The following is a 22,017-nucleotide window of genomic DNA, read 5'->3' on the forward strand; positions in this document are numbered from 1 at the left end:
ATAACGCAAAATAAACGAATTTACGCGGGTAAAATAATTTGGAGATCAGCGCAAACCTGCGTTATTGGTGTTCTATTAATTCAATTCGCTTAAAATTTCGCGAAGTTTTTTAAGATTCGTTTCAGTGTCTTCCTTTTTATCTCGCTCTTTTTGCACTACATCCTCGGGGGCATTATTAACGAATCCATCGTTATTTAACTTGCCTTCAATAGATTTCAAGAATCCCTCAAGGCGATCAATTTCTTTTTGGATACGTTCACGCTCTTTATCGAGATCGATGAGTCCTTCCAGTGGAACGAATAGTTCGGTACCTTCAATAACGGCTGAAGCTGAAGTTTCAGGTTTTTCCAGATCTGCTTCTACCTTAAACGTATCAATGGATTGAAGCTTGCGGAAGATCCACTCGTTGTCATTTAATGCGTCGGCCGTTTCTTTGTCTTTGGCCTTAATTATCAGATCAATTTCATCATTGGGACTCAACTTAAATTCCGCTCGAATATTACGGATAGATGAGATCATCTTTTGAATAGATTCAAAAAGCTGGCGATCATTTTTGGAAACAGAATTTTCATCAAATTCCGGCCAGGAAGCTACAATCATCGCTTCGTCGGTATCGCGGTTGCGGATAAGCTGCCAAATTTCCTCGGTGATAAAAGGCATAAATGGATGCAGCAGCTTCATTAGCTGTTCAAAGAAATTAAATCCGCGAGAGAGGCGATCTTCAGGGATACTGGCACCCGGCTCATCAGCCTTGATCAACTCGATGTACCAATCGCAGAAATCATCCCAGATCAGTGAGTAAATCTTATGTAATGCTTCGTTGATACGGAAGTTCTCCATATCCTTGTTGATGGCGTTAATGGTCTCATGTATACGAGAGAGCATCCACCGGTCAACGAGATTATCCTCATCAATTTCAAGTTCATTGGTCAGCGTCGTTTCCTCAGTTCTATTCATCGAGAGAAAGCGGAACGCATTCCAGATCTTATTGGCAAAATTTCGTCCCTGTTCACAAAGCTGTTCTTCAAAAAGGAGGTCATTACCGGCAGGAGAGGAGAACAGCATGCCCACGCGAACACCGTCGGTTCCATACTCTTCCATGAGTTTCAATGGATCGGGAGAGTTCCCCAGCGATTTTGACATCTTTCGGCGCTGGCTGTCACGGACGATGCCCGTGTAATAGACATTGCTGAAGGGCTGTTCATCCATAAATTCATAGCCGGATATAATCATCCGTGCTACCCAGAAGAACATGATTTCGGGAGCCGTAACCAAGTCCTGTGTAGGATAGTAGTACTCCAGTTCTTCATTAGCTTCTCCCGTACGAATATACTCCGGATCAAAAACGGTAATGGGCCACAACCAAGACGAAAACCATGTATCGAGGACGTCCTCATCTTGATTTACATCACCAGTGGTTAATTTAGCATTGCCAGACTTTTCGCGTGCTTTTTCAACGGCTTCTTCTTCCGTTTTCGCTACAACGTAATCATCCTTGCCATCGCCGTAATACCAAGCGGGAATGCGCTGTCCCCACCAAAGTTGACGCGAGATACACCAATCGCGAATATTTTCCATCCAGTGGTTGTAGGAGTTCTTAAATTTGTCAGGATGGAACTGAATGTTATCATTCATTACATTTTCGTGGGCCGGTTTGGCCAGCTCATCCATCTTGCAAAACCACTGCAGCGACAGACGTGGTTCAATAATCGCGTCCGTCCGCTCAGAATAGCCAATCTTATTCTGCATTTCTTCAATCTCAACCAGCTGATCATTCTTTTGTAGATCTTCGATGATCAACGCTCTGGCATCAAAGCGATCTTCGCCGATATAATGCTCAGCGGCCTCGTTTAACGTCCCATCGGGATTAAGCATATCGATAATTTCCAGATCATGCTTCTGTCCAATTTCGTAGTCATTCTCATCGTGGGCCGGGGTAATCTTGAGGCAGCCGGTTCCGTATTCCATATCCACATATTCGTCGGCAATAATGGGAACTTCGCGTTCTGCAACAGGAATAATAGCTGTTTTGCCAATAAGGTCTTGATAGCGTTCGTCGTCCGGATGCACACAAACAGCGGTATCTGCTAAGATAGTCTCGGGACGTGTGGTCGCAATGGTAACCCACTCGTCGCTGTCTTTGATTTTATAGCGAACGTGATAGAGCTTAGACGTTTCCTCGCGGTGAATGACCTCCTCATCAGAGAGCGCCGTTTGGGCTTCTGGATCCCAGTTAATCATCCGCTTGCCGCGATAGATATAGCCGCGTTCATAGAGTTCGATAAAGCAATCAACGACGGCTTCGTATAGGTCATCTTCGAGCGTAAAACGCGTGCGCTCCCAGTCGCAGGAGGCTCCGAGTTTTCGCAGCTGCTGCAGGATGATTCCTCCGTGCTCGTCAGTCCAGTCCCAGGCGTGTTCCAGAAATTCTTCGCGCGTTAAATCCGCTTTGGTGATACCTTCGTTGCGAAGCTTTTGAACAACTTTAGCCTCGGTAGCAATAGAGGCGTGGTCGGTACCGGGTACCCAACAGGCATTTTTACCCTGCATACGGGCACGGCGCACCAACACATCTTGTATGGTGTTATTGAGCATATGCCCCATGTGCAGCACACCTGTAACATTGGGTGGAGGAATGACGACCGTGTACGATTCGCGGTCGTCAGGCTCGGAGTGAAAAAAGCCGTTATCTTCCCAGAAGCTATACCATTTATCTTCAATGCTGCCGGGATCAAAATGTTTTGGGATGTCTTGAGAAGCCGTGGATTTATCCAAAATTATGAAAGCTCGTTTTGCAAGTTTCGGTTTTCGCTATTTTAGTCGCAAAGATACGAAAAAGGAAAGAAGATGTAGAGTGGGATTTAGGGCTGGTTTTTATCCCCTCCTAAAACCATATTAAATAAAAAGCTTTCGCAGCATAACTCATCCGTGTTAAGAGTTCGGTAAGGGGCTACGAAAGCAAAATGTTACAGATCTTGAAACAAGTTTAGGATCACGTGCTGTTTTATTAATTGGTTCGCTTTAATAGCACACCAAAGTGACCGTCACAGCCGTGTTTGTGAGGGAAGGTTTGATAAGCTAATCCACCGTGGACTATGACTTCATCAGGTACATATCCCTCAACAGATTGCATCTCAAAGTTTTCGTTGCGATCTAAGAAATTCATAACTTGTTCCATATTTTCTTCTTCCTCTAAAGAACAAGTACTGTAAACCATTCGTCCACCTTTCTTGACCATTTTTGCGGCGGAATCTAACAATTTGGCTTGAAGCTCAACGGCATTCTTAAGGCCCTCTTTATCGCGGCGCCAACGCAGGTCAGCTCGCTTACTGAGTACGCCTGTTCCTGTACAGGGAGCATCTAAGAGCACTGCATCTGTTTCATCAAGTTCTACTTCCGTAGCATCGGCTCGGCGTACCCGTATATTTTCAGCATGATAGGAGAGGGCGCTTTCGGCCAGTTTATCAAGTCGCTCTGAAGAAATGTCAACAGCTAAAATATCTCCTTCACCATTCATCAAGTCAGACATCAAAACACTTTTCGTGCCAGGAGCTGCACAGAGATCATAAACAGATTCACCGGGTTCGGGATCTAACAGGTAAGGGGCAAACCCAGCTGCAATATCTTGAACTTGGCAAAATCCTTTATCGAGCCATCCTTTAGAAATAAAAGGTGCTACACTATCCACTTGGAAATAACCCGGTAGCCAGTCACTTTCCTGAAACTCAATACCGTGTTTGGTCATACGCAATTTAAAGTTCTCGGTCTTGGTGCGCAGGTTATTGGCCCGGACAAAGTAGTTTGGTCGCTTGTTATTGGCTTGCATTAACTGAAAAGCTTCTCGTTCGCCCAATCGATCAGTCCATCGTTTTACCAACCATTCGGGATGCGAAAAAGTTGTTGCTACCAACTTGGTGCGATCTTCAAAATCTGGTTTGGGAAGGTTATCAATATCACGCTGAAGGTTCCGCAAAATAGCATTGGTAAGATCACCAGTACGAGATCCGAGACTATACTTGGCTATTTCTACTGATTCATTAATAGCAGCATAGTCAGGGGTGCTATCCATGAAAACCATGTCATAGATTCCAAGACGAAGAATATTCTTTAAGCTCGATTTCATCTCATTGATCTTAACATTTGAGAAATGATCAATAAGAAAATCGAGGTAGGAGCGTCGTCTTAAAATATTTTGCACATACTCGCGTACTTCAGCACGGTCGCGGCTTTCCAGTTTGTTGGCTTTTGAATAGTCAAGAACGCCATTTTCATCAAAATCAATTAGTATTTCTACGCTGATAGAACGAGCAGTTGCTTCAGTATCCAATGCAATATCTGTTTAAAGTTAAATTTCCGGTGACAACAATCCCAAGTGGAGAAAATCACTAATTTCTTGCCGGTCAAGAATAAAAAAAGTGGTTTCTTAGGTTGCCAAAAATACGAGATTAGCACGGGAGTTGCTAATGGAGAATGGATTAATTCTGTTAACTATACGACTCGTTGTTAGATTTATTTCGTGCCCAGTAATAGACTGGGAGTCCGATAAGTAAAAATATAATCCCTACCATAGCTCCCCATCCGGTAAACATTATGCTTGAATACAGGAGATACATGCAGGATAAGATAAATAGTAGGGGAGTGAGTGGATAAAGTGGGACTTCAAAATTATCCTCGGTGTGTTCTTCGCGATTTCGAAAAACGAATAGGGAGATGGTAGTTAAGAGGATGAAGAACCAGAAAACAGGTGCGGTATAGTCGACCATCGTGGATACAGCTTCTTTGGTAAAAGCTCCCAAGAAAATTAATGCTAAACTGATACCACCTTGTACAAGCAGGGCATTAATGGGGGAGTTATATTGAGTGTTCCATTTTCCAATCCATTTTAGTGCTTTGAAATCACGTCCTAATGCATAGTTAGTGCGGGCACCGGTAATAATAGTTGCATTGGCTGTAGAAAGGGCAGAGATGATGACAATAACTGCCATGATAAAAGCACCTTCTGTTCCAAAAATATTGTTTGTTAAATCGACCCCAATTGTTTCTGAGGTACGGAGTTGTTCAAGGCCAAGAACTTGTAGATATGCACTGTTTATTAGGATATATAAGATCGTGATTACTGAGAGACCGATGATGAGTACGCGCGACATATTTTTGCGGACGTTCTTCAATTCGGCTGAAAGGTAGACTCCTTCGTTCCAGCCCCCATAGGTGAGCAATACGAAAATCATGGCTGCTCCGGCCGAACTGTTAGTCAGGTCGCCCGTATATTCTTGGGAGGTGACTTCGCCTCCTGTAAAAAAACCGACCAGTCCACAAATTACTAAAATACTGACGATTAGGGTGGTCATGCCGTTTTGAACATTTTTTGAAGGATGGGTACCCCAAATATTGAGACCTGTAAGTCCAGTAACTGTTATACCTGCATATAATGATGAGCTGTAGGGGCCCAGGTCATAGATGGTAGAAGCATAATCCCCCAAAATGAAAGCCGCAAGGGCTATTGATCCAGTTTGTATCACAGTCATACGTCCCCACGAAAACAGAAAACCTACGGTTGAACCATAGGCTTCTGTTAAAAAATAATATTCACCGCCGGCATCTGGCTTTTTGGTAGCCAGTTCGGCATAGCAGAGCGCACCTATTATTGAGATAAGTCCCCCGACCAGCCAAAAGCTAATGTAATGCCATTCAGAGCTGGTATTCTGGGCAACAATAGAGGGAAGTCTGAAGATACCAATGCCTACCACAATACCAACGATGACAGCGATAGCACTTAAAGAGGAAAAAATTTTAGCTGGAGATCCCGAATCAGTATTGCTCATTTAAGTAGCGTAAAGAGTTGAGGGTTAACTACTTAGCATATTATTTGCGGGATGCTGACCATTGGTAAAACTTTTTTTCTTCTCCGCTGTGATGTTGCATAACGCCGTAAATTTGGTCGCCTTCTATACGTCCGCTAAAAATAAAGTTTTGATCTCCATTGGACGCACGTATGGTAATTCGTTTACCTTTTAATTCCGTTTTGTGGATATCAAAAAACGAATTACTACCATCAGTTAGCTTTGCTGAAATTTCTTGGAAACGCTGATTTACAGTTAACGTAAATTGCTTATCATTAAACGACCAGTTCCAGTTTCCTTCAGCTTTTGCGGGAATAATCCAGTAATAAATGTCGTGGCTTCGCCCATCTTTCTTCACTACAACTTCTTTATCGGCTTGCCAGCTTCCCATATCAAAACTGTGCGAAACAACTTCAGTACCTGGTTGGAGGTCGTTTAATAATTTAGGGCGTAACTTCTTATTTACTGATGGCAAAAGGTACATCGTAATGACAGAGGCTTCACTGAATTCGGTATCAAAAATATCTTCTTCCATAAACATGATACGATCATCTACGCCTTGCTTTGATGCATTTTCCCGGGCTTCAGCAATGCGTTCCGGATCGAGATCAATGCCATGGCCATTAGCTCCACGGCTTGCAGCAGCAATAACGATACGTCCGTCGCCGGACCCTAAATCAATAACGTAATCACTGGATTCTACCTCCGCCAGATCGAGCATGCGTTCGACCACGTTTTGAGGGGTGGGTACATAGGGGACATCCAAATCTTGGGCAAAAGATTGTGATGTAAATAATAAAATAAATCCTAAAAAAAGAAGTAGGGCAAGAGGTGAGCGTAATAAAGACGTTGCCAATGATTGCTTTTTCATGACGAGACCTAAGTTTATTTAAAAAATAAATTTAGCAAAACGCAGGTTATATATAACCAATATTCGCTACTGTTCTAAATCAACTAACTTTTTTATAACCGTGTTCCGGATACACTTAGAAATTACATTTTTTAATGGTTATAGAAAGGTTTTTAGATAGCAGCGGTGAGAAAGGGAATAGGTATTAGGAATTTGGGAAGGCAAGCCGGAACATGGTACCCTGACCTTTTTCACTTTCAATAGAAAGGTCGGCTTTTAGTTGTTTGGCAAACTTTTTTATCAATGTCATACCCAGCGACTTTTTACCCATTTCGTTGATATCTTTTGGCAGCCCAACCCCATTATCGCGGACAGAAATTGTAATCATTTCATTATCAACGGTACTTTCCAATTCAATGCGTGCATTGTCCTGCCCATTGAAAGCGTGTTTATGGGCATTTATCAGTATTTCATTGATAACTAAGCCCAAAGGAATAGATTTTGACATTTCAATGCTCACATCTTCGAGATCAAATGTTAAGTCGATATCCTTATTCTTGTAAGAGAACGATCGGTGAGTGAGTTCACTAATGCGTTTCAGGTAATCTTTCATACTTATACTCGAAAACGATTTATTTTGGTAGAGTACCTCGTGGGCTAATGCCATTGATTTTATTCGTGCACGGGCCGTTTTAAAGAGAGCTTTGTTATTACCGGTCTCTGATGTTTGTTCCTGAAGTTCAAGCAGGGCACTAACAAGAGCCATATTATTTTTGACCCGATGGTGGATCTCTTCGAGCAGCATCTTTTTTTCGTCAAGAGATACCTGAAGCTTTTCTTGACTTTCTTGCAGTTGCTGGGTACGATTTTTTACCTCTGTGGATAGTTGTTGGTTCCAGCCGCCAATAAGTTTAAAGGCACCATATCCCGTAACAAGGATGATACCAATGGATATCCACGAAATAATCTCAAATGACTCAAGGGCGTTTATTACATCAACAACTGTCGCAGTTTGGCTTTCTGCCATCACCTCCTGAACCCGTAACTTGCCCAGGTACTTACCCGAAAAGATAAAAAGTGCCAAAGCAGCAGTAATTGAAGTAACAGCTCCGGAAACCCATTTTAGGGAGAGTTTCCCCCGCTCAGGCAATTGAAACCACTTTCGTTTGAACTTTTCAATTGCAGGGGTAAATATCCACAATATGGGACCTGTAAAAACAACCGCTTGAATAAATGATCCGCTCCACCAACTTTTCCAGATCATCAGTGTTTCGGAAGCAGAAAGTTGATGAGTAAAGCTCCAAATAAATGAACCAAGGGAGCTGGCTATAGAAGCGATAAACATAATGGATATAAAGAAAGCAATGCTCTTAAAACTTTTTAAATCATAGGGGATACTAAATCCCTGATAAGCCATGGCACAAATAGCTATCCCCAAAACAAAAGCCCCGGCAAATACGAGTGCCCAGCCCCAGGGCATACTTGAGTGGAAAGCTATAACAAAGGAGCAGAGGAATATGGGAATGAATCCCCATTCAAAACCAAACCAGAAAAATAACAGTAATCCCAAAATGAGAGCCGGGTTAAAAAGAAAGAAATTCATAACATCGGCCCGGCTGTTAGAGAGTGACATCCACTCGTTGGGTAGTAGGTAGATTGTTGAATAAAGGGCAAAAAAGATGCATAAAATCCAGACCGCAAGAACGCTCCATACACGTTTGTTTAGTATGGAGTAGCGTGACAGTAGTACATCAAAGGTAAGAGGTTGCCAGAACGCATTATTTTTCTCGCTTTTAATGCTCATCCCGAAGTATTCCCAAATTCTACTTTTTTACGCACGTCGATTTTTAATAAAAGTAATAAACTCATTAAAAATTAAAAATTCTTAATGTTTTCCCGGTAGTATATTTAAATTGTTTTGGGAGACAAAGAATGAGGACCACTGGGGTAGGATAAACTTCGATCGGGGTAGCGGCCAAGGTTGTTATCCAAGAGGAGGTAAAAATAAATCCCAAAAGTAAAAATAATTGGCGGAAATTTACGGAAAAGGATGAGATAATGATGATATTTGTACTTTCATTTGCTTGGAAAAAGTCCTAACTTTTGCCGCTTCTTATGTGGTGGAAGAATTATACTTCTTTCCGACAAGAAATTATCAAAAATTAACTCATTACAATTATATAGATAATGAATAAAGGAACCGTTGCCCAAGTGATTGGTCCGGTTGTGGATGTTGACTTTGATCAAGGTGAGATCCCCCCGGTACTGAATGCACTTTATATCGAAAGAGAAGATAATACTAAACTTTATCTTGAGGTAGCTCAGCACTTAGGTGAAAACCGAGTGCGTACCATTGCGATGGACTCTACCGATGGATTGGTTCGACAAATGGAAGTTGTTGATACTGGTGGACCAATATCAATGCCGGTTGGCGAAGACATCCGTGGACGGGTATTTAACGTGGTGGGGGAACCTATTGACGGAATTGAAGCTCCCAAAGGTGATCGTAAATATCCTATTCACCGTTCTGCTCCTGATTTTGAGGATCTTGCAACGTCAACGGAAATGTTAGAAACCGGTATTAAAGTTATTGATTTACTTTGTCCTTATGCCAAAGGTGGTAAAACAGGACTTTTCGGTGGTGCCGGTGTAGGAAAGACAGTTCTTATTCAGGAGTTAATTAACAATATCGCAAAAGGTCACGGTGGTCTATCGGTATTTGCCGGTGTAGGTGAACGTACTCGTGAGGGTAACGACCTTATCCGCGAGATGCTTGAAGCTGATATTATTAATTACGGCGAAGAGTTTAAAGAAGCTTTTGAGGATGGGAAATGGGACCTTGAAAAAGTTGACAAAGAAGCTCTTAAAGAATCGAAGGCATCATTTGTCTTTGGTCAGATGAATGAACCGCCAGGGGCACGTGCTCGAGTAGCGCTTTCAGGATTGACGCTTGCTGAATACTTTCGTGAAGAGGTTTCTCGAGATATCCTGCTCTTTATTGATAACATTTTCCGATTTACACAGGCTGGTTCTGAGGTATCAGCTCTGCTTGGACGTATGCCTTCTGCGGTAGGGTATCAGCCAACGCTTGCTACTGAAATGGGAGATTTGCAGGAGCGAATTACTTCTACTAAGGGTGGATCTATTACTTCGGTTCAGGCTGTTTATGTACCTGCCGATGACTTGACTGACCCTGCTCCGGCAACGACCTTTGCTCACTTGGATGCAACGACGGTATTAAGTCGTGCGTTGACGCAAATCGGTATTTATCCGGCTGTAGATCCGCTTGATTCTTCTTCTCGTATTCTCGATCCGCATGTTGTTGGTGAAGAGCACTACGAAACTGCTCAGAGCGTAATAGAGATTCTTCAGAAATACAAAGATCTGCAAGATATTATTGCTATTCTGGGTATGGATGAGCTTTCTGATGAAGATAAAACCGTTGTTGCTCGTGCACGACGAATTCAGCGATTCTTAAGTCAACCATTCTTCGTAGCGGAACAGTTTACGGGTCAGCCCGGTAAGTTTGTTAATGTTGAAGATACGGTTAAAGGCTTCAAGAAGATTCTTGATGGTGAGCTTGATCACTTGCCAGAAAAGGCATTCTATATGGTAGGTACCATTGAGGAAGCCGAAGAAAAAGGTGAGAAACTATTGGCCGAAGAAGAAGCTGAAGCCGCAGAATAATTTAATTAGTTAACAAATGAATACTTTCAGTGCACAAATTCTAACCCCGGAAGGCTCTGTCTTTGATGACGAGGTTGTAGGGGTTCGTGTCCCAGGAGAGATGGGAAGCTTTGAAGTTAAGACCCTTCACGCGAATATTATTTCATCGCTTGATATTGGAGAAATTCTTGTTCGCAAAGCAGCCGGCGGTGAAGAACACTTTGCCGTTACCGGTGGTTTTGTAGAAGTGGTTGATAATACGTTAACCCTGTTGGCTGAGGCTGCTGAACCTGTTGAAGAGATTGATGTTGAACGGGCAAAGCAAGCTAAACAGCGAGCAGAAGAACGTCTTAACGCTGATGATAAGAGCATTGATAAGAAGCGGGCAAAGAAGGCCTTAAAACGTGCCGAAAATAGAATAAAATTGTCGGCTGACGTAGGGGTTTCTACCCAATAACTTTCTTTTGATAATTTCTTTTAAAGGTGATTCCATTTTGGAGTCACCTTTTTTTATTTGGGTAGAGAAAGTATCGGATAAGAGGTTGTAGAAGAATTGGCAACAGACTGGTGTTGGCATTATAATTAGGATTTGCTATCCAATTGGCATAAATAAAAGCATCCGCAGCAGAATTGCGGATGCTTTTCTCGTTTTATATATGATATGACTTTGGATTACCAGCCGATACGACCTGTTCCCGTATCATTGTCTTCTGTACTGTCAGGATCTTCCGGCATCACAAACCCCGGTGGCGATTGGAAAGGTTCGTAGCTCCAGGGGGCTTCCGGATCAGCCGTAGCTAAATTAATAAATTCTCCTACGATAGGCAGTGCTGATCGAGCTCCCTGACCAATGTACGTATCTTGGGGAAAACGAATCATACGATTTTCACCACCAACCCAGGCACCCATGGTGATATGGGGCATCATCGAAATAAACCAGTTATCAGCACTATTTTGGGTTGTTCCTGTTTTGCCTGCTACATCCTGACGAACTCCGTAAATATTACGCAGCCGTACACCAGTACCGTGGTAGCCATCTCCACCTCGAATAACGCCCCGCATCATATCAACCATCATATAGGCTGTTTCGGGACTAATTACTTCTTGCTGATATTCGGGATGGTATTCTTTGATTACATTTCCTTCTTTATCCTCAATACGAGTGACTGCTATAGGGTCGATATGGACGCCCTGATTTGCATAGGTTGTATAGGCGCTAACCATATCGAGGAGTGATACTTCAGCGGTACCCAAAGCAATGGATGGGTAGGCAGACGTATTGGACATATCAATTCCCAGGTTAGAAGCCATTTGTTTAATCTTGCGTGCTGCAGGTTCCAGTTCTTCCAAGTTATTTGTCCCTGGTGCACCGGCTAATTCCGGGAGTAGGCGAATGGTAACATTATTTAAACTTCGCGCTAAGGCTTGTCGCAAAGGTACCATCTCAGGCCCCGAAGGAACCTGTGGATCCTTTGGTTTCCAGGCTTTTCCTGAACGATCATAGAAGACGCTGGGATATTTAGAAAACTTATGATACGGTTTATAGCCGTTGTCGATGGCTACAGTATATACAAAGGGTTTAAATGTTGATCCGGCCTGACGTGTTGATTGGTATACATGGTCAAATTGAACATCCCCATAATTTGATCCACCTACCCACGATAAGATGTTGCCATTATTGGGATTAATGCCTACAAAGCCGGCTTCGAGACGTGTTTTTGCTCTTTTAACAGAATCAACATAGGCAGAATCTGTAAAGAGTGAGTCAAACACTACAGACTCTTGATCGGTATTGTATTTAGAAAAAGCGTTTTTATAACGATCGGTATCACGCATAAACTCACGCAAAAAAGTGGGATGTTTTTTCCATAAACGGGCCATATAATCTCCATTTTCAATGGCCTTGTTACATTTGGTGAGCGAAGCTTCAGGATTCCACTGGCTCCATCCTGTGGTCCATTCACATTCATAAATAGTTTGCAGGGAATCTAATTTACTACGAAGCGCTTGTTCGGCGTAGCGCTGTAGTCGCGAATCGATAGTCGTATAAATTGTTAATCCATCAGTATTTAAGTCATACCCATTTTCTTTTAACCAAGGGTTAACCTGTTTGCGAACATAATGACCAAAATATCGATTTTCTTGTCCAGCTTTAGAAGGCGGCTGGTAATCTAAGACAATAGGCTCTTGCCGCAACTTATCGTAAACAGCATCATTGATAAAGCCCCGTTTATTGAGCAGGAAGAGTACAGTATTACGACGGTTCTTGGTATTCTCGGGATAAATACGGGGATTATACAGGTACACCATTTGCAGCGAACCTACCAATGTAGCAGCTTCTGAAACGGTAAGATCACTGGCTGGTTTTCCGTAGTGTGTTTGCGCAGCTGATTCTATACCAAAAGCGCTATTAGGAAATTCTACAGTGTTGAGATACATCTCAATAATTTCGCGCTTGGTATAGTTATGCTCTATCTGAACGGCCGTGATCATTTCCCGCAGTTTACGAATAACCGAAAACTCTCGACCAATTTTTTTGTATAGATTTCGGGCTAACTGTTGGGTTACTGTTGATCCACCTTGAACTCGTCCGTTGATAAGATGCCAGGGGATTGCAAGCGTTCTTATCATATCGATCCCCCAGTGATTATAAAAGCGGTGATCTTCGGTGGCAATGAGCGCATCTACAACATGGGTAGAGATCTGCTCGATAGGTACATACGTCCGATTTTCGGTATAGTAACGATCTAATACAACACCGTCTCTGCTTTTTAATTCGGATGCTACCGCTGTTTGGGGATTTTCAAGTTCTTCAATGGAAGGTAAGCCCTGGAACAGGTAGAGCGTAAAGCCAGTTGTTGCAAAAATTATTATCCCAATAGCTGCGGCCGACCATTTTTTTAGTTGGTTAAATCCGGGGCTGCTATTTTTGGAAGAATTCTCAGCTGAATCTCCATTTTGTTTTTGGGCTTTTTGCCGACGATAATCTGGATCATTAAAATAGCGATCCATGTCGTTTTCGTAATCCGAGTTACTCATTAATGCCTGTCGTTTTTAAATTGCTTTAGCGTCTGTGAGTTGACCTCCCAACAAACGAGATTTATTTCATTTTTATTGTAATAAACCATGGATCTATGCTCGTAAAAGGTACCCAAATTTATATAGGTTCCGAAAGGAAATTGTTTCTTTCGAGGGATATGATCATGTCCGCATAGAATAACATCATGGTTATTGCTTTTTAATTGGGTTTTAGCCCAATTGTTCAACTTCTTTTCTTTCTGCGGATCCCAATCCATTTTCCTGGTAATACGGGAAAAATGTTTCATGATGGCGATTCCTATATTGGGAGGAAATAGGGATTGAAAGAATTTTACAAAAGAGGGAGCTCTAAGAAAACGATGCATAAGCGGCCGCTCTAATTTGTAGGCCGGATCTGCCAATCCATCGCCATGTAGTGTTAAAAACTGTTTGTCATCTAAATGAAATACATAATCTTCATGAACAAGATAAAATCCGCGGTTTGAAAGATGATCTCGGGTCCAGTTGTCGTGATTCCCTGTAATAAAAAGGGTAGGGCCCATTTGTTTATTAAAGGTCTCAAACCGATCAAGCAGTGATTTTCCAAGTTTCGGTATAGTGTTGGGATACTCCATCCAGTAATCAAATAGGTCCCCCAGGATGGCAATACGGATATCGTTTCGCTGACAATAGTTTATAAGTTGAATAAGTTCGGATTGTATGCGTGCATTTCGTGATTTAGAAAATCCTCCCAAATGAACATCCGAAATAAATAACAGAGGTGGATTTAATGCAGGACCATCCATTAACAGTTGAGGCTATTTTTTACGCTCGATAATAAAAGTAATAAGCTCCTCAAAAGATTTCCGTTCAGGGGTTGATGGGAGCGTAGAAAGTTCGTCAAGGGCTTTATCAGCGTAGTCATGCATAATGGATCGGGCATATTTAATGCCTCCTTTCTCGTGAACAAAATGCACAATCTTATCGATATCTTTGGACTTCTTTTTACGTTTTCGCATCAAATGGCGCATGCGGATAGTTTCTAAAAACGATGCATTTTCCAATGCCTTAATGAACGGAAGGGTAACCTTACGTTCCTGGATATCGTTGCGTTTAGGTTTGCCGATATCATCCACACCATAATCAAAAAGGTCATCACGGATCTGAAAAGCAATACCTGTATTCATTCCAATGTCATGCATTTTTTGGTGCATGTTGGGGTCGTCTGAAGTGGAAATGGCACCACATTCGCAGCAAGCGGCAATGAGACTGGCTGTCTTTTCGGATATCACTTTGAAGTAATACTCCTCATCCATATTAAAAAGCCGGGCTGCTTTAAATTGACGAAGCTCACCTTCACTCATCTTTTTAACAGCATCAGAAAGCACTTTAAGCAGCTTGAACTCTTCATAATCTAAAGCCGTTAACAATCCTTTTGAAAGCAAAAAGTCTCCCAGTAATACGCCGGCTTTGTTTTTCCATACTTTGTTAATACTTAAAAATCCTCGCCGTACCTCTGCATCATCTACAACGTCATCGTGGATGAGCGTGGCAGTATGAAGAAGTTCAATCATCGTGGCAGCTACGTAGCTACGTTCGGTTACATCCCCAAAGAGTTTAGCGGACATAAATACCAGTGTGGGACGAATCTCCTTTCCTTTTTGACGTAGTAAATATTGAACAATTTTATCAAGTAGAAATACATCCGTGCACAGGGCATCTTTATAAAAGACACGGAATTCGGATAAACTATTGGAAACAGGACTGGTAATTTCTTTCAGCGTCTTTTTATCCTTACGCTTAAATTTTGTTGCTTCTTTTAGTTCAGTATCAATCATTGCCGTTTAAGAAGACTTGATAAGTTGGAGAACGCGCCAGTTTAAGTTTAAAATAAAGGAGGCTCAATATAGGCTTCTCGAATGAGCTTCTCCACTATCTGAAAGTCCGCTGATATTAAATCGATTTTTTCCTTGTGTCAAAAAAAAGTCGTGGGTTTATAAAAGTGGCTTCAGATTTTAAAGCTTAAAATATGAAATAATAATTTGAATTTTAGCAATTAATCAGGTTTTATATTCCCTCAAATTTTTTAGCTTATTCAGCTACTTTGATTGGTACCGAATTATCGAATTAAATTGTCATTACGCATGATTAAAACAGATGTGACCCAGGCCAGGAAGTTTCTGGCAGGAGATGAGTTTACTGCTGCTTTTGAAAAAGCGAGCACAGCTTTTGAAAAAATTAAAAATCGAAGTGGAAAAGGTGCGGAATGGCTGGGGTGGCGCGACATGTTGGCTGATCCCAATGACGCCATTCTTGAAGAGATTGACAGTTTGGCTAATAAAATACGTGGAAAGGCTGACGTATTTATTGTATGTGGCATTGGAGGTTCGCATTTAGGGGCTCGTGCAGTGGTAGAAGCATTAGGATCATTTTTTGGATGCGAAGGTCCTGAAATTATATATGCTGGACACCAGATGAGTGGAAAGTACCTAAAAGAACTGGTTAGTTATTTAGAACAGTCAAAAGCCGATGGTGAGCCTAAAAGCGTATATTTAAATGTGATATCAAAATCGGGCACAACTTTAGAAACAGCTCTTGCTTTCCGTGTGTTGCGTAAGTGGATGAATAATCGATTTCCTGATGATATTTCTGATCGGATTATCTGTACGACCAGCAAAGAGGGCGGGGCATTAAATGAGCTTATTGTTGAACACGGTTACAAAAAGTTTATTATTCCCGATGATGTGGGCGGACGTTTTTCAGTTCTTACTCCAGTGGGATTACTTCCCATTGCGGTATCGGGGGTTGATGTGAAGACGCTTTTCTATGAAGCAGTGTCAACCTATGAAAAATTGGAAGACGACCCTCAGGAAGTTCTTGAATATGCAGCTACGAAATATGCGCTGTATCAGAGGGGAAAAAGTTTGGATGTGTTGACAACGTTTGATCCCCAGCTTAAAGCACTAACGGGATGGCTACAGCAACTGCTGGGAGAGAGTGAGGGGAAAGAAGAAAAAGGAATGTTTCCAGCAACAGCCTCATTTTCAACCGACCTGCACAGCATTGGACAGTTTATACAGCAGGGCACTCGTAACATGATGGAAACATTTATTACTGTTAGGTCTGCCAGGAAAAGTATTACTATAGAAGAACTACCTGGCAATCATGATGGGTTGAATTATTTGTCGGGACAATCATTTCACGAAATCAATACCCAAGCTTTTTATGGCACGCTTAAAGCACATATAAATGGGGATGTGCCTTGTGTAGTGGTATCTATAGATAAGTTGAATGCACAACATATTGGGGCTTTTATCTACTTTTTTGAGCTGATGACAGCTATTTACTGCTATTGTCTCGAAGTAAATCCCTTTAATCAGCCAGGCGTTGAGGACTATAAAGAAGAAATGTATCAATTATTGGGAAAAAGATAGGGAAATGTCAGACGATATTAACGAGCAAATAGAGGAAACCGAAAAAGATAATCTTAAATTTATTTCTATTGCCGGAAATATAGGGGCGGGCAAGTCGTCGCTTACTGGTTTACTGGCCAAACATTTTGGATGGCAACCATTTTACGAATCGGTTGATGATAATCCGTATCTCTCTGATTTTTATGATGATATGCGGCGCTGGAGTTTTAATCTGCAGATTTATTTTCTGTCCAGTCGCTTTCGTCATCAAAAGAAGATGCTTGAACAGGAGGGCCGGTTTGTGCAAGATCGAACTATTTATGAGGATGTCGAGATCTTTGCGAAAAATTTGCATGAGATGGGATTAATGAGTGATCGAGACTTTGAAAATTATAAAGCCTTGTTTACAGAGATGACCAGCTACCTGCAAGAGCCCAGTTTGTTGATTTATATTCGTGCGCAGGTTCCAACGCTTGTAAATCAAATTCAGCAGCGCGGCCGTGACTACGAAAACACGATTCGCATTGAATATCTCGAGCGACTTAATCGATTATATGAAGATTGGATTGACCGTTATCCGCATGAGAAGCTGATTATCGATACTGATGACCTGGATTTTGTAAATAATAATGAAGATTTAGGGCGAATAATTGAACTTGTTGAGCAGCGGTTATTTGGGTTGTTTAATTGATTGCAGATAAAACCAAATATTCATATTTTTGGGAACTGTAATAGTTATGTCAAAACTTGAATTTAACATAGTAGAAATACCCGAAGGCGAAAGCCGACGCACAGTAGAGCTTGTGGAAGATGATCTTGATTTGTCTCCCCATACGTTTATGGGCGGAGCTATAGATCTTAAATTTTACCGCACGCTTCATTTTATCCGGGTAAGTTTTCATGTGGATTCGGATGTAGAAATGGTATGCGATCGTTCGCTTGAACCCTACATCCAACCCATCGAATCGGACTATGAAGTAGTATTCAAGGTTGATGTACAGGAAGAAACAGAAGATGAAAACGGCGCGGTGCGGCGATTTAATTTTTCGAGCAACACATTAAGTGTTGAGAATGAAGTCCGCGACACGATATTTTTAAATATTCCGATTAAAAAAATTCATCCAAAGTTTCTGGACGAGGAGGGGAGACCCGAAAACTTTGAAACAAAATCGTTTGGAGACACTAAAGAAGATACAGATGCTGAGGCCATTGATCCTCGGTGGGAAAAACTAAAAGAACTTAAGAATTAACTGAAATATCATTATTAACTAATGGCACATCCAAAACGACAACATTCAAAATCCCGACAGGGTAAACGTCGCTCACATCACAAAATCGGTGAGCCAACGCTCGCTGAATGCGATAACTGCGGGGCATTTCACCGATATCATCATATTTGTCAGGAATGCGGTTACTATCGCGGTCGACAAATCATCGACGTGAACAAATAATTTTATCCTAACCTTTTATTCATGATCATTGCTGTAGATGCCGCAGGGGGGGATCATTATCCCACAAGCCCGGTTGAAGGATCAATTCAGGCCATTAATGAGAATTCCAGCCTTACGGTTGTTCTTGTTGGACCTGAAGATATGATCAACGCCGAGCTTGACGGCCATGAATACAACGAAGAACGGCTACTTGTTCAGCATGCTCCCGAAATAGTTGGAATGAATGAATCGCCTGCTCAGGCTGTAAAAACGAAGCAAAATTCCTCTATTGTTTCTGGGATTGGTATGCATAAGGCTGGTAAATGTGATGCCTTTGTAAGTGCTGGTAATACAGGGGCTTTATTGGCTGCTTCTACCTTCCTGTTGGGAAAGTTGGAAGGTGTTAGTCGTCCAACAATCGCGGCAATGTACCCCACAGTCAACGGTGTTCGTCTGGTGATGGATGCCGGAGCTAATCTCGAAGTGCGTCCCTCTATGTATGTCGAATTTGCAGAGATGGGACGGGTCTTTGTTAAGGAGATTATGGGTGTAGATGATCCCAAAGTGGGTCTGCTCAATGTGGGTGAGGAGGAAGAAAAAGGCACTGATAACTTAAAACAGGCATTTAAGGAGCTGTCTGCCCTTCCAAATTTTGTGGGCAATGTCGAAGGGAGTGATATTTTTAAAGCTAAAGCCGACGTTTTTCTTTGCGACGGTTTAGTTGGAAATATTGTACTTAAATTTGGTGAATCAATCCCGGGAGCTCTTGAAATGTTTGTAAAGAAAGGAATAAAGGATTTAGGGCTTGGAGCTGACAAAGCAAAATTGGTTAGTAAGGTTTTAAAAACATCACTTGCAGAATTTGACCCCGATCAGGTAGGTGGTGTGCCTTTCTTAGGTGTCGATGGATTAACAATGGTAGGACACGGAAGTAGTTCTCCATTAGCGATTAAAAATATGATATTGAGTGCTGCAAAATGTGTAGAGCACAATATCAACGAAAAAATTATAGCATCTCTTAAATAAATACTCCCCCATACATGGCGGAACGAAAACGAGCAGCGATAACAGCAGTAGGACATTATTTGCCTGAGAATCGGTTGACAAATGCCGATCTCGAAGAAATGGTTGAAACAAATGACGAATGGATACGAACCCGAACAGGTATTGAAGAGCGTCGCATCCTGAAAGATGATGATAAAGCCTCAGCTTTTATGGGCTCAGAGGCAGCTAAGGAGGTCTTGGAGCAACGAGGCCTCTCTGGAGAAGATATTGATGTCATTGTTTTTGCTACGGTTACTCCAGATTATCTTTTTCCGGCTACAGCTTGCTTAGTTCAGAAAGAAATAGGAGCAAGCAATGCTTATGCCTTTGATCTTTCGGCTGCTTGTTCCGGCTTTTTATTTGCACTTACAACAGGTGCTAATTTTATCGAGTCGGGACGGGCTCAGAAAGTGTTGGTCATCGGAGCAGACAAGATGAGCTCTATTATTGATTATACTGATCGATCAACATGCATTCTATTTGGTGATGGTGCTGGCGCTGTTCTGCTGGAACCTTCAGGGAATGAAAACGGAATTATCGATTATATCCATCGGTCGGAAGGTGATACGAACTTGTCATTATATCAGCCGGCAGGAGGGAGTTTAAACCCGGCAAGTGAACAAACTGTTGCTGATCGGTTGCATTATGCCAAGCAAGATGGTCGCACAGTATTCAAAAAAGCGACTGTTGGTATGGCGGATGTATCGGCAGAAATTTTGAAGGATAATGATCTTACGGCCGATGATGTTGATTGGTTGGTACCGCATCAAGCGAATCTGAGAATTATTGATGCAACAGCAAATCGCATGGGATTAGATAACGAAAAGGTCATGGTTAATATTGATAAATATGGAAATACTACGGCCGCAACGATTCCACTTTGTTTGTATGATTGGAAAGACAAATTAGACGAAGGTGACAATTTGATCCTTGCTGCTTTTGGCGGCGGTTATACTTGGGGATCAATTTATGTAAAATGGGGAGGTAAGTAATTTATGAGTACAGCATATTTATTTCCGGGACAAGGTTCACAATCAGTTGGAATGGGGCAAACTCATTATGAGGATAATGATACATTTGCTTCGTTAGTAGATCAGGCTAATGATATTCTGGGTTTTGATCTCAAGAAAATTATGTTCGAGGGGCCTGAAGAAAAACTGAAGCAAACAGAATTTACACAGCCGGCTATTTTTCTGCATTCTGTTGCTCTTTATAATACGCTGGATGCGACTCCAGATATGGTAGCCGGGCACAGCCTTGGAGAGTTTTCAGCATTGGTAGCATGTGAAGCTGTTGCTTTTAAGGATGCGCTTAAGATTGTACGACGACGCGGAGAGTTAATGCAACAGGCCGGTGAAAATAATCCGGGTACGATGGCGGCCGTTATTGGGATGGATGATGAAGTGGTTGAACGTATTTGCAAGAAGGCTTCTGAAACAGTTGGCAAAGAAGTGATTACAGCCAATTATAACTGCCCAGGTCAGGTTGTTATTTCCGGGGATGAAGAAGCGATTGACAAAGCAGTTGAGTTATTGAAAGAAGAAGGTTGCCGTTTGGCTAAAAAGCTACCCGTCAGTGGCGCTTTTCACTCTTCGTTAATGCAGCCGGCATATGATGGACTTAGGGAAAGTTTGGAAGCCCTTGATGTTAATACGCCAAGTTGCCCAATTTATAGTAACTTTACGGCAGAGCCTACAACTGATCCCCACGAAATTCGTTCCAATGTGTTAAAGCAGTTGCTGAATCCTGTACGATGGACCCAGACGCTTCAAAATATGCATAACAATGGGGCTGATAGTTTTATTGAAGTAGGGCCTGGCAATGTTTTGCAGGGACTGGTGAAGCGAACCTTGAATGATGTTGAAATAAACGGTTATCAATAAAATTATTATATCATGAGTTTATCATTAGAAGGAAAAACAGCATTGGTTACCGGCGGTAGCCGTGGAATTGGACGAGCCATTGCTTTAACACTGGCTGATTATGGGGCCGATGTGGCAATTACGTATCGAAGCTCAACCGATGCTGCTAACAGCGTAAAAGAAGAAATTGAAGCAAAAGGTTGTAAGGGAAAGGCTATCCAAGCTGATGCTGTTAAGTTTGAACAGGCTGAGAAAGTAATTAGCGAATTAACCGAGGATTGGGAGAAATTGGATATCTTGGTTAATAATGCAGGAATTACGAAGGATAATTTGATCCTGCGGATGAGTGAAGAGCAATGGGATCAAGTTATAGATACCAATTTGAAGAGCATCTTTAACTACAGCAAAGCGGTTGCAAAGCCCATGATGAGAAATCGAGGCGGATCAATTATCAATATAAGTTCCGTTGTGGGACTTTCAGGTAATGCCGGTCAAAGCAATTATGCAGCCTCAAAAGCGGGTATTATTGGATTTACTAAATCATATGCCAAAGAGTTAGCATCTCGGAACATTAGAGCGAATGTAGTAGCTCCCGGATATATTACGACTGAAATGACTGATGAGCTGGATGAGGATGTTTTAGAAGCTATTAAAGAAGATACCCCGTTGTCTCGGGCCGGTGATGCTGAAGAAGTGGCGCAGACCGTTGCATTTTTAGCTTCAGACCTGAGTTCTTACATTACCGGAGAAACAATCCGCGTTGATGGCGGAATGGCGATGTAAGTAATTCTCGGGCGAATTCATTTCGTCCCAAACGAAAGTGTATTTTACAAATTTATATTGTATTTTCAGCCCATGCTTAGCGAAAGTGGGCAGTTTTCATTAAAATTAACC

18 protein-coding genes are annotated in these 22,017 nt (G+C 42.0%); 10 read left to right on the top strand and 8 right to left on the bottom strand.

All coding sequences use genetic code 11. The features are described from left to right. Positions 1-75: 75 nt before the first annotated feature. From AAFH98_RS10110 to AAFH98_RS10130, 5 genes are all read right to left on the bottom strand, one after another. Positions 76-2,775 carry a valine--tRNA ligase gene (locus AAFH98_RS10110; protein ID WP_342522587.1) on the bottom strand — a complete coding sequence of 900 codons (2,700 nt, stop codon included), beginning with the start codon at positions 2,773-2,775 and terminating at the stop codon, positions 76-78. 232 nt (positions 2,776-3,007) lie between these two features. Continuing rightward, a complete protein-coding gene (gene rsmB / locus AAFH98_RS10115) occupies positions 3,008-4,327 on the bottom strand; it encodes a 16S rRNA (cytosine(967)-C(5))-methyltransferase RsmB (protein WP_342522588.1) in 1,320 nt (439 codons plus the stop codon). A gap of 157 nt (positions 4,328-4,484) precedes the next feature. Continuing rightward, the gene (locus AAFH98_RS10120; protein WP_342522589.1) at positions 4,485-5,822 is read right to left on the bottom strand and encodes an APC family permease; all 1,338 of its coding nucleotides are present in this window, start codon (positions 5,820-5,822) and stop codon (positions 4,485-4,487) included. Between the two features lie 40 nt (positions 5,823-5,862). Then, positions 5,863-6,711, bottom strand: a complete 849-nt coding sequence (locus AAFH98_RS10125) for a class I SAM-dependent methyltransferase (protein WP_342522590.1) — start codon at positions 6,709-6,711, stop codon at positions 5,863-5,865. Positions 6,712-6,895: 184 nt separating this feature from the next. Next, a complete protein-coding gene (locus AAFH98_RS10130) occupies positions 6,896-8,494 on the bottom strand; it encodes a histidine kinase dimerization/phosphoacceptor domain -containing protein (protein WP_342522591.1) in 1,599 nt (532 codons plus the stop codon). A gap of 380 nt (positions 8,495-8,874) precedes the next feature. Between AAFH98_RS10130 and atpD the strand changes: the two genes are divergently transcribed. Together atpD and atpC are read left to right on the top strand one after the other, a co-directional pair. Continuing rightward, complete coding sequence (gene atpD, locus AAFH98_RS10135) at positions 8,875-10,377, top strand: F0F1 ATP synthase subunit beta (protein ID WP_407935503.1); 1,503 nt, start codon at positions 8,875-8,877, stop codon at positions 10,375-10,377. Positions 10,378-10,393: 16 nt separating this feature from the next. After that, positions 10,394-10,813 carry an ATP synthase F1 subunit epsilon gene (gene atpC / locus AAFH98_RS10140; protein WP_342522593.1) on the top strand — a complete coding sequence of 140 codons (420 nt, stop codon included), beginning with the start codon at positions 10,394-10,396 and terminating at the stop codon, positions 10,811-10,813. Between the two features lie 215 nt (positions 10,814-11,028). Here atpC and AAFH98_RS10145 read toward each other — a convergent pair whose 3' ends face one another. From AAFH98_RS10145 to AAFH98_RS10155, 3 genes are read right to left on the bottom strand one after another with little or no spacing between them, the layout of a single operon-like run. After that, the gene (locus AAFH98_RS10145) at positions 11,029-13,395 is read right to left on the bottom strand and encodes a penicillin-binding protein 1A (protein WP_342522594.1); all 2,367 of its coding nucleotides are present in this window, start codon (positions 13,393-13,395) and stop codon (positions 11,029-11,031) included. Further along, the gene (locus AAFH98_RS10150; RefSeq protein WP_342522595.1) at positions 13,395-14,180 is read right to left on the bottom strand and encodes a UDP-2,3-diacylglucosamine diphosphatase; all 786 of its coding nucleotides are present in this window, start codon (positions 14,178-14,180) and stop codon (positions 13,395-13,397) included. Before AAFH98_RS10150 ends, AAFH98_RS10145 begins: the two co-directional genes overlap by 1 nt. Before the next feature lie 12 nt (positions 14,181-14,192). Further along, the gene (locus tag AAFH98_RS10155) at positions 14,193-15,212 is read right to left on the bottom strand and encodes a polyprenyl synthetase family protein (protein ID WP_342522596.1); all 1,020 of its coding nucleotides are present in this window, start codon (positions 15,210-15,212) and stop codon (positions 14,193-14,195) included. A 306-nt stretch (positions 15,213-15,518) separates the two neighbouring features. On the opposite strand from AAFH98_RS10155, the gene AAFH98_RS10160 reads away from it, so the two are divergent. The 8 genes from AAFH98_RS10160 to fabG are packed head-to-tail and all read left to right on the top strand — an operon-like array spanning position 15,519 to position 21,906. Continuing rightward, positions 15,519-16,808, top strand: coding sequence for a glucose-6-phosphate isomerase (locus AAFH98_RS10160; protein WP_342522597.1), 1,290 nt, complete (start codon positions 15,519-15,521; stop codon positions 16,806-16,808). A 4-nt stretch (positions 16,809-16,812) separates the two neighbouring features. Beyond that, positions 16,813-17,478 (top strand): deoxynucleoside kinase, encoded by a 666-nt coding sequence (locus tag AAFH98_RS10165; protein ID WP_342522598.1) that lies wholly within the window; start codon positions 16,813-16,815, stop codon positions 17,476-17,478. A gap of 46 nt (positions 17,479-17,524) precedes the next feature. Then, on the top strand, positions 17,525-18,037 hold the full coding sequence (locus AAFH98_RS10170) for a YceD family protein (RefSeq protein WP_342522599.1): 513 nt from the start codon (positions 17,525-17,527) through the stop codon (positions 18,035-18,037). A 21-nt stretch (positions 18,038-18,058) separates the two neighbouring features. After that, the gene (rpmF, locus tag AAFH98_RS15090; protein ID WP_407935495.1) at positions 18,059-18,238 is read left to right on the top strand and encodes a 50S ribosomal protein L32; all 180 of its coding nucleotides are present in this window, start codon (positions 18,059-18,061) and stop codon (positions 18,236-18,238) included. Between the two features lie 21 nt (positions 18,239-18,259). After that, complete coding sequence (gene plsX / locus AAFH98_RS10175; protein WP_342522600.1) at positions 18,260-19,243, top strand: phosphate acyltransferase PlsX; 984 nt, start codon at positions 18,260-18,262, stop codon at positions 19,241-19,243. Positions 19,244-19,257: 14 nt separating this feature from the next. After that, positions 19,258-20,253, top strand: coding sequence for a beta-ketoacyl-ACP synthase III (locus tag AAFH98_RS10180; RefSeq protein ID WP_342522601.1), 996 nt, complete (start codon positions 19,258-19,260; stop codon positions 20,251-20,253). Positions 20,254-20,256: 3 nt separating this feature from the next. Further along, positions 20,257-21,144, top strand: coding sequence for an ACP S-malonyltransferase (gene fabD, locus AAFH98_RS10185; RefSeq protein ID WP_342522602.1), 888 nt, complete (start codon positions 20,257-20,259; stop codon positions 21,142-21,144). A 12-nt stretch (positions 21,145-21,156) separates the two neighbouring features. Beyond that, positions 21,157-21,906 (top strand): 3-oxoacyl-[acyl-carrier-protein] reductase, encoded by a 750-nt coding sequence (fabG, locus tag AAFH98_RS10190; protein WP_342522603.1) that lies wholly within the window; start codon positions 21,157-21,159, stop codon positions 21,904-21,906. Positions 21,907-22,017 lie beyond the last annotated feature (111 nt).

Origin of the sequence: Fodinibius sp. Rm-B-1B1-1, from assembly GCF_038594945.1 — a bacterium.
Taxonomy (GTDB): Bacteria; Bacteroidota; Rhodothermia; order Balneolales; family Balneolaceae; genus Fodinibius; species Fodinibius alkaliphilus.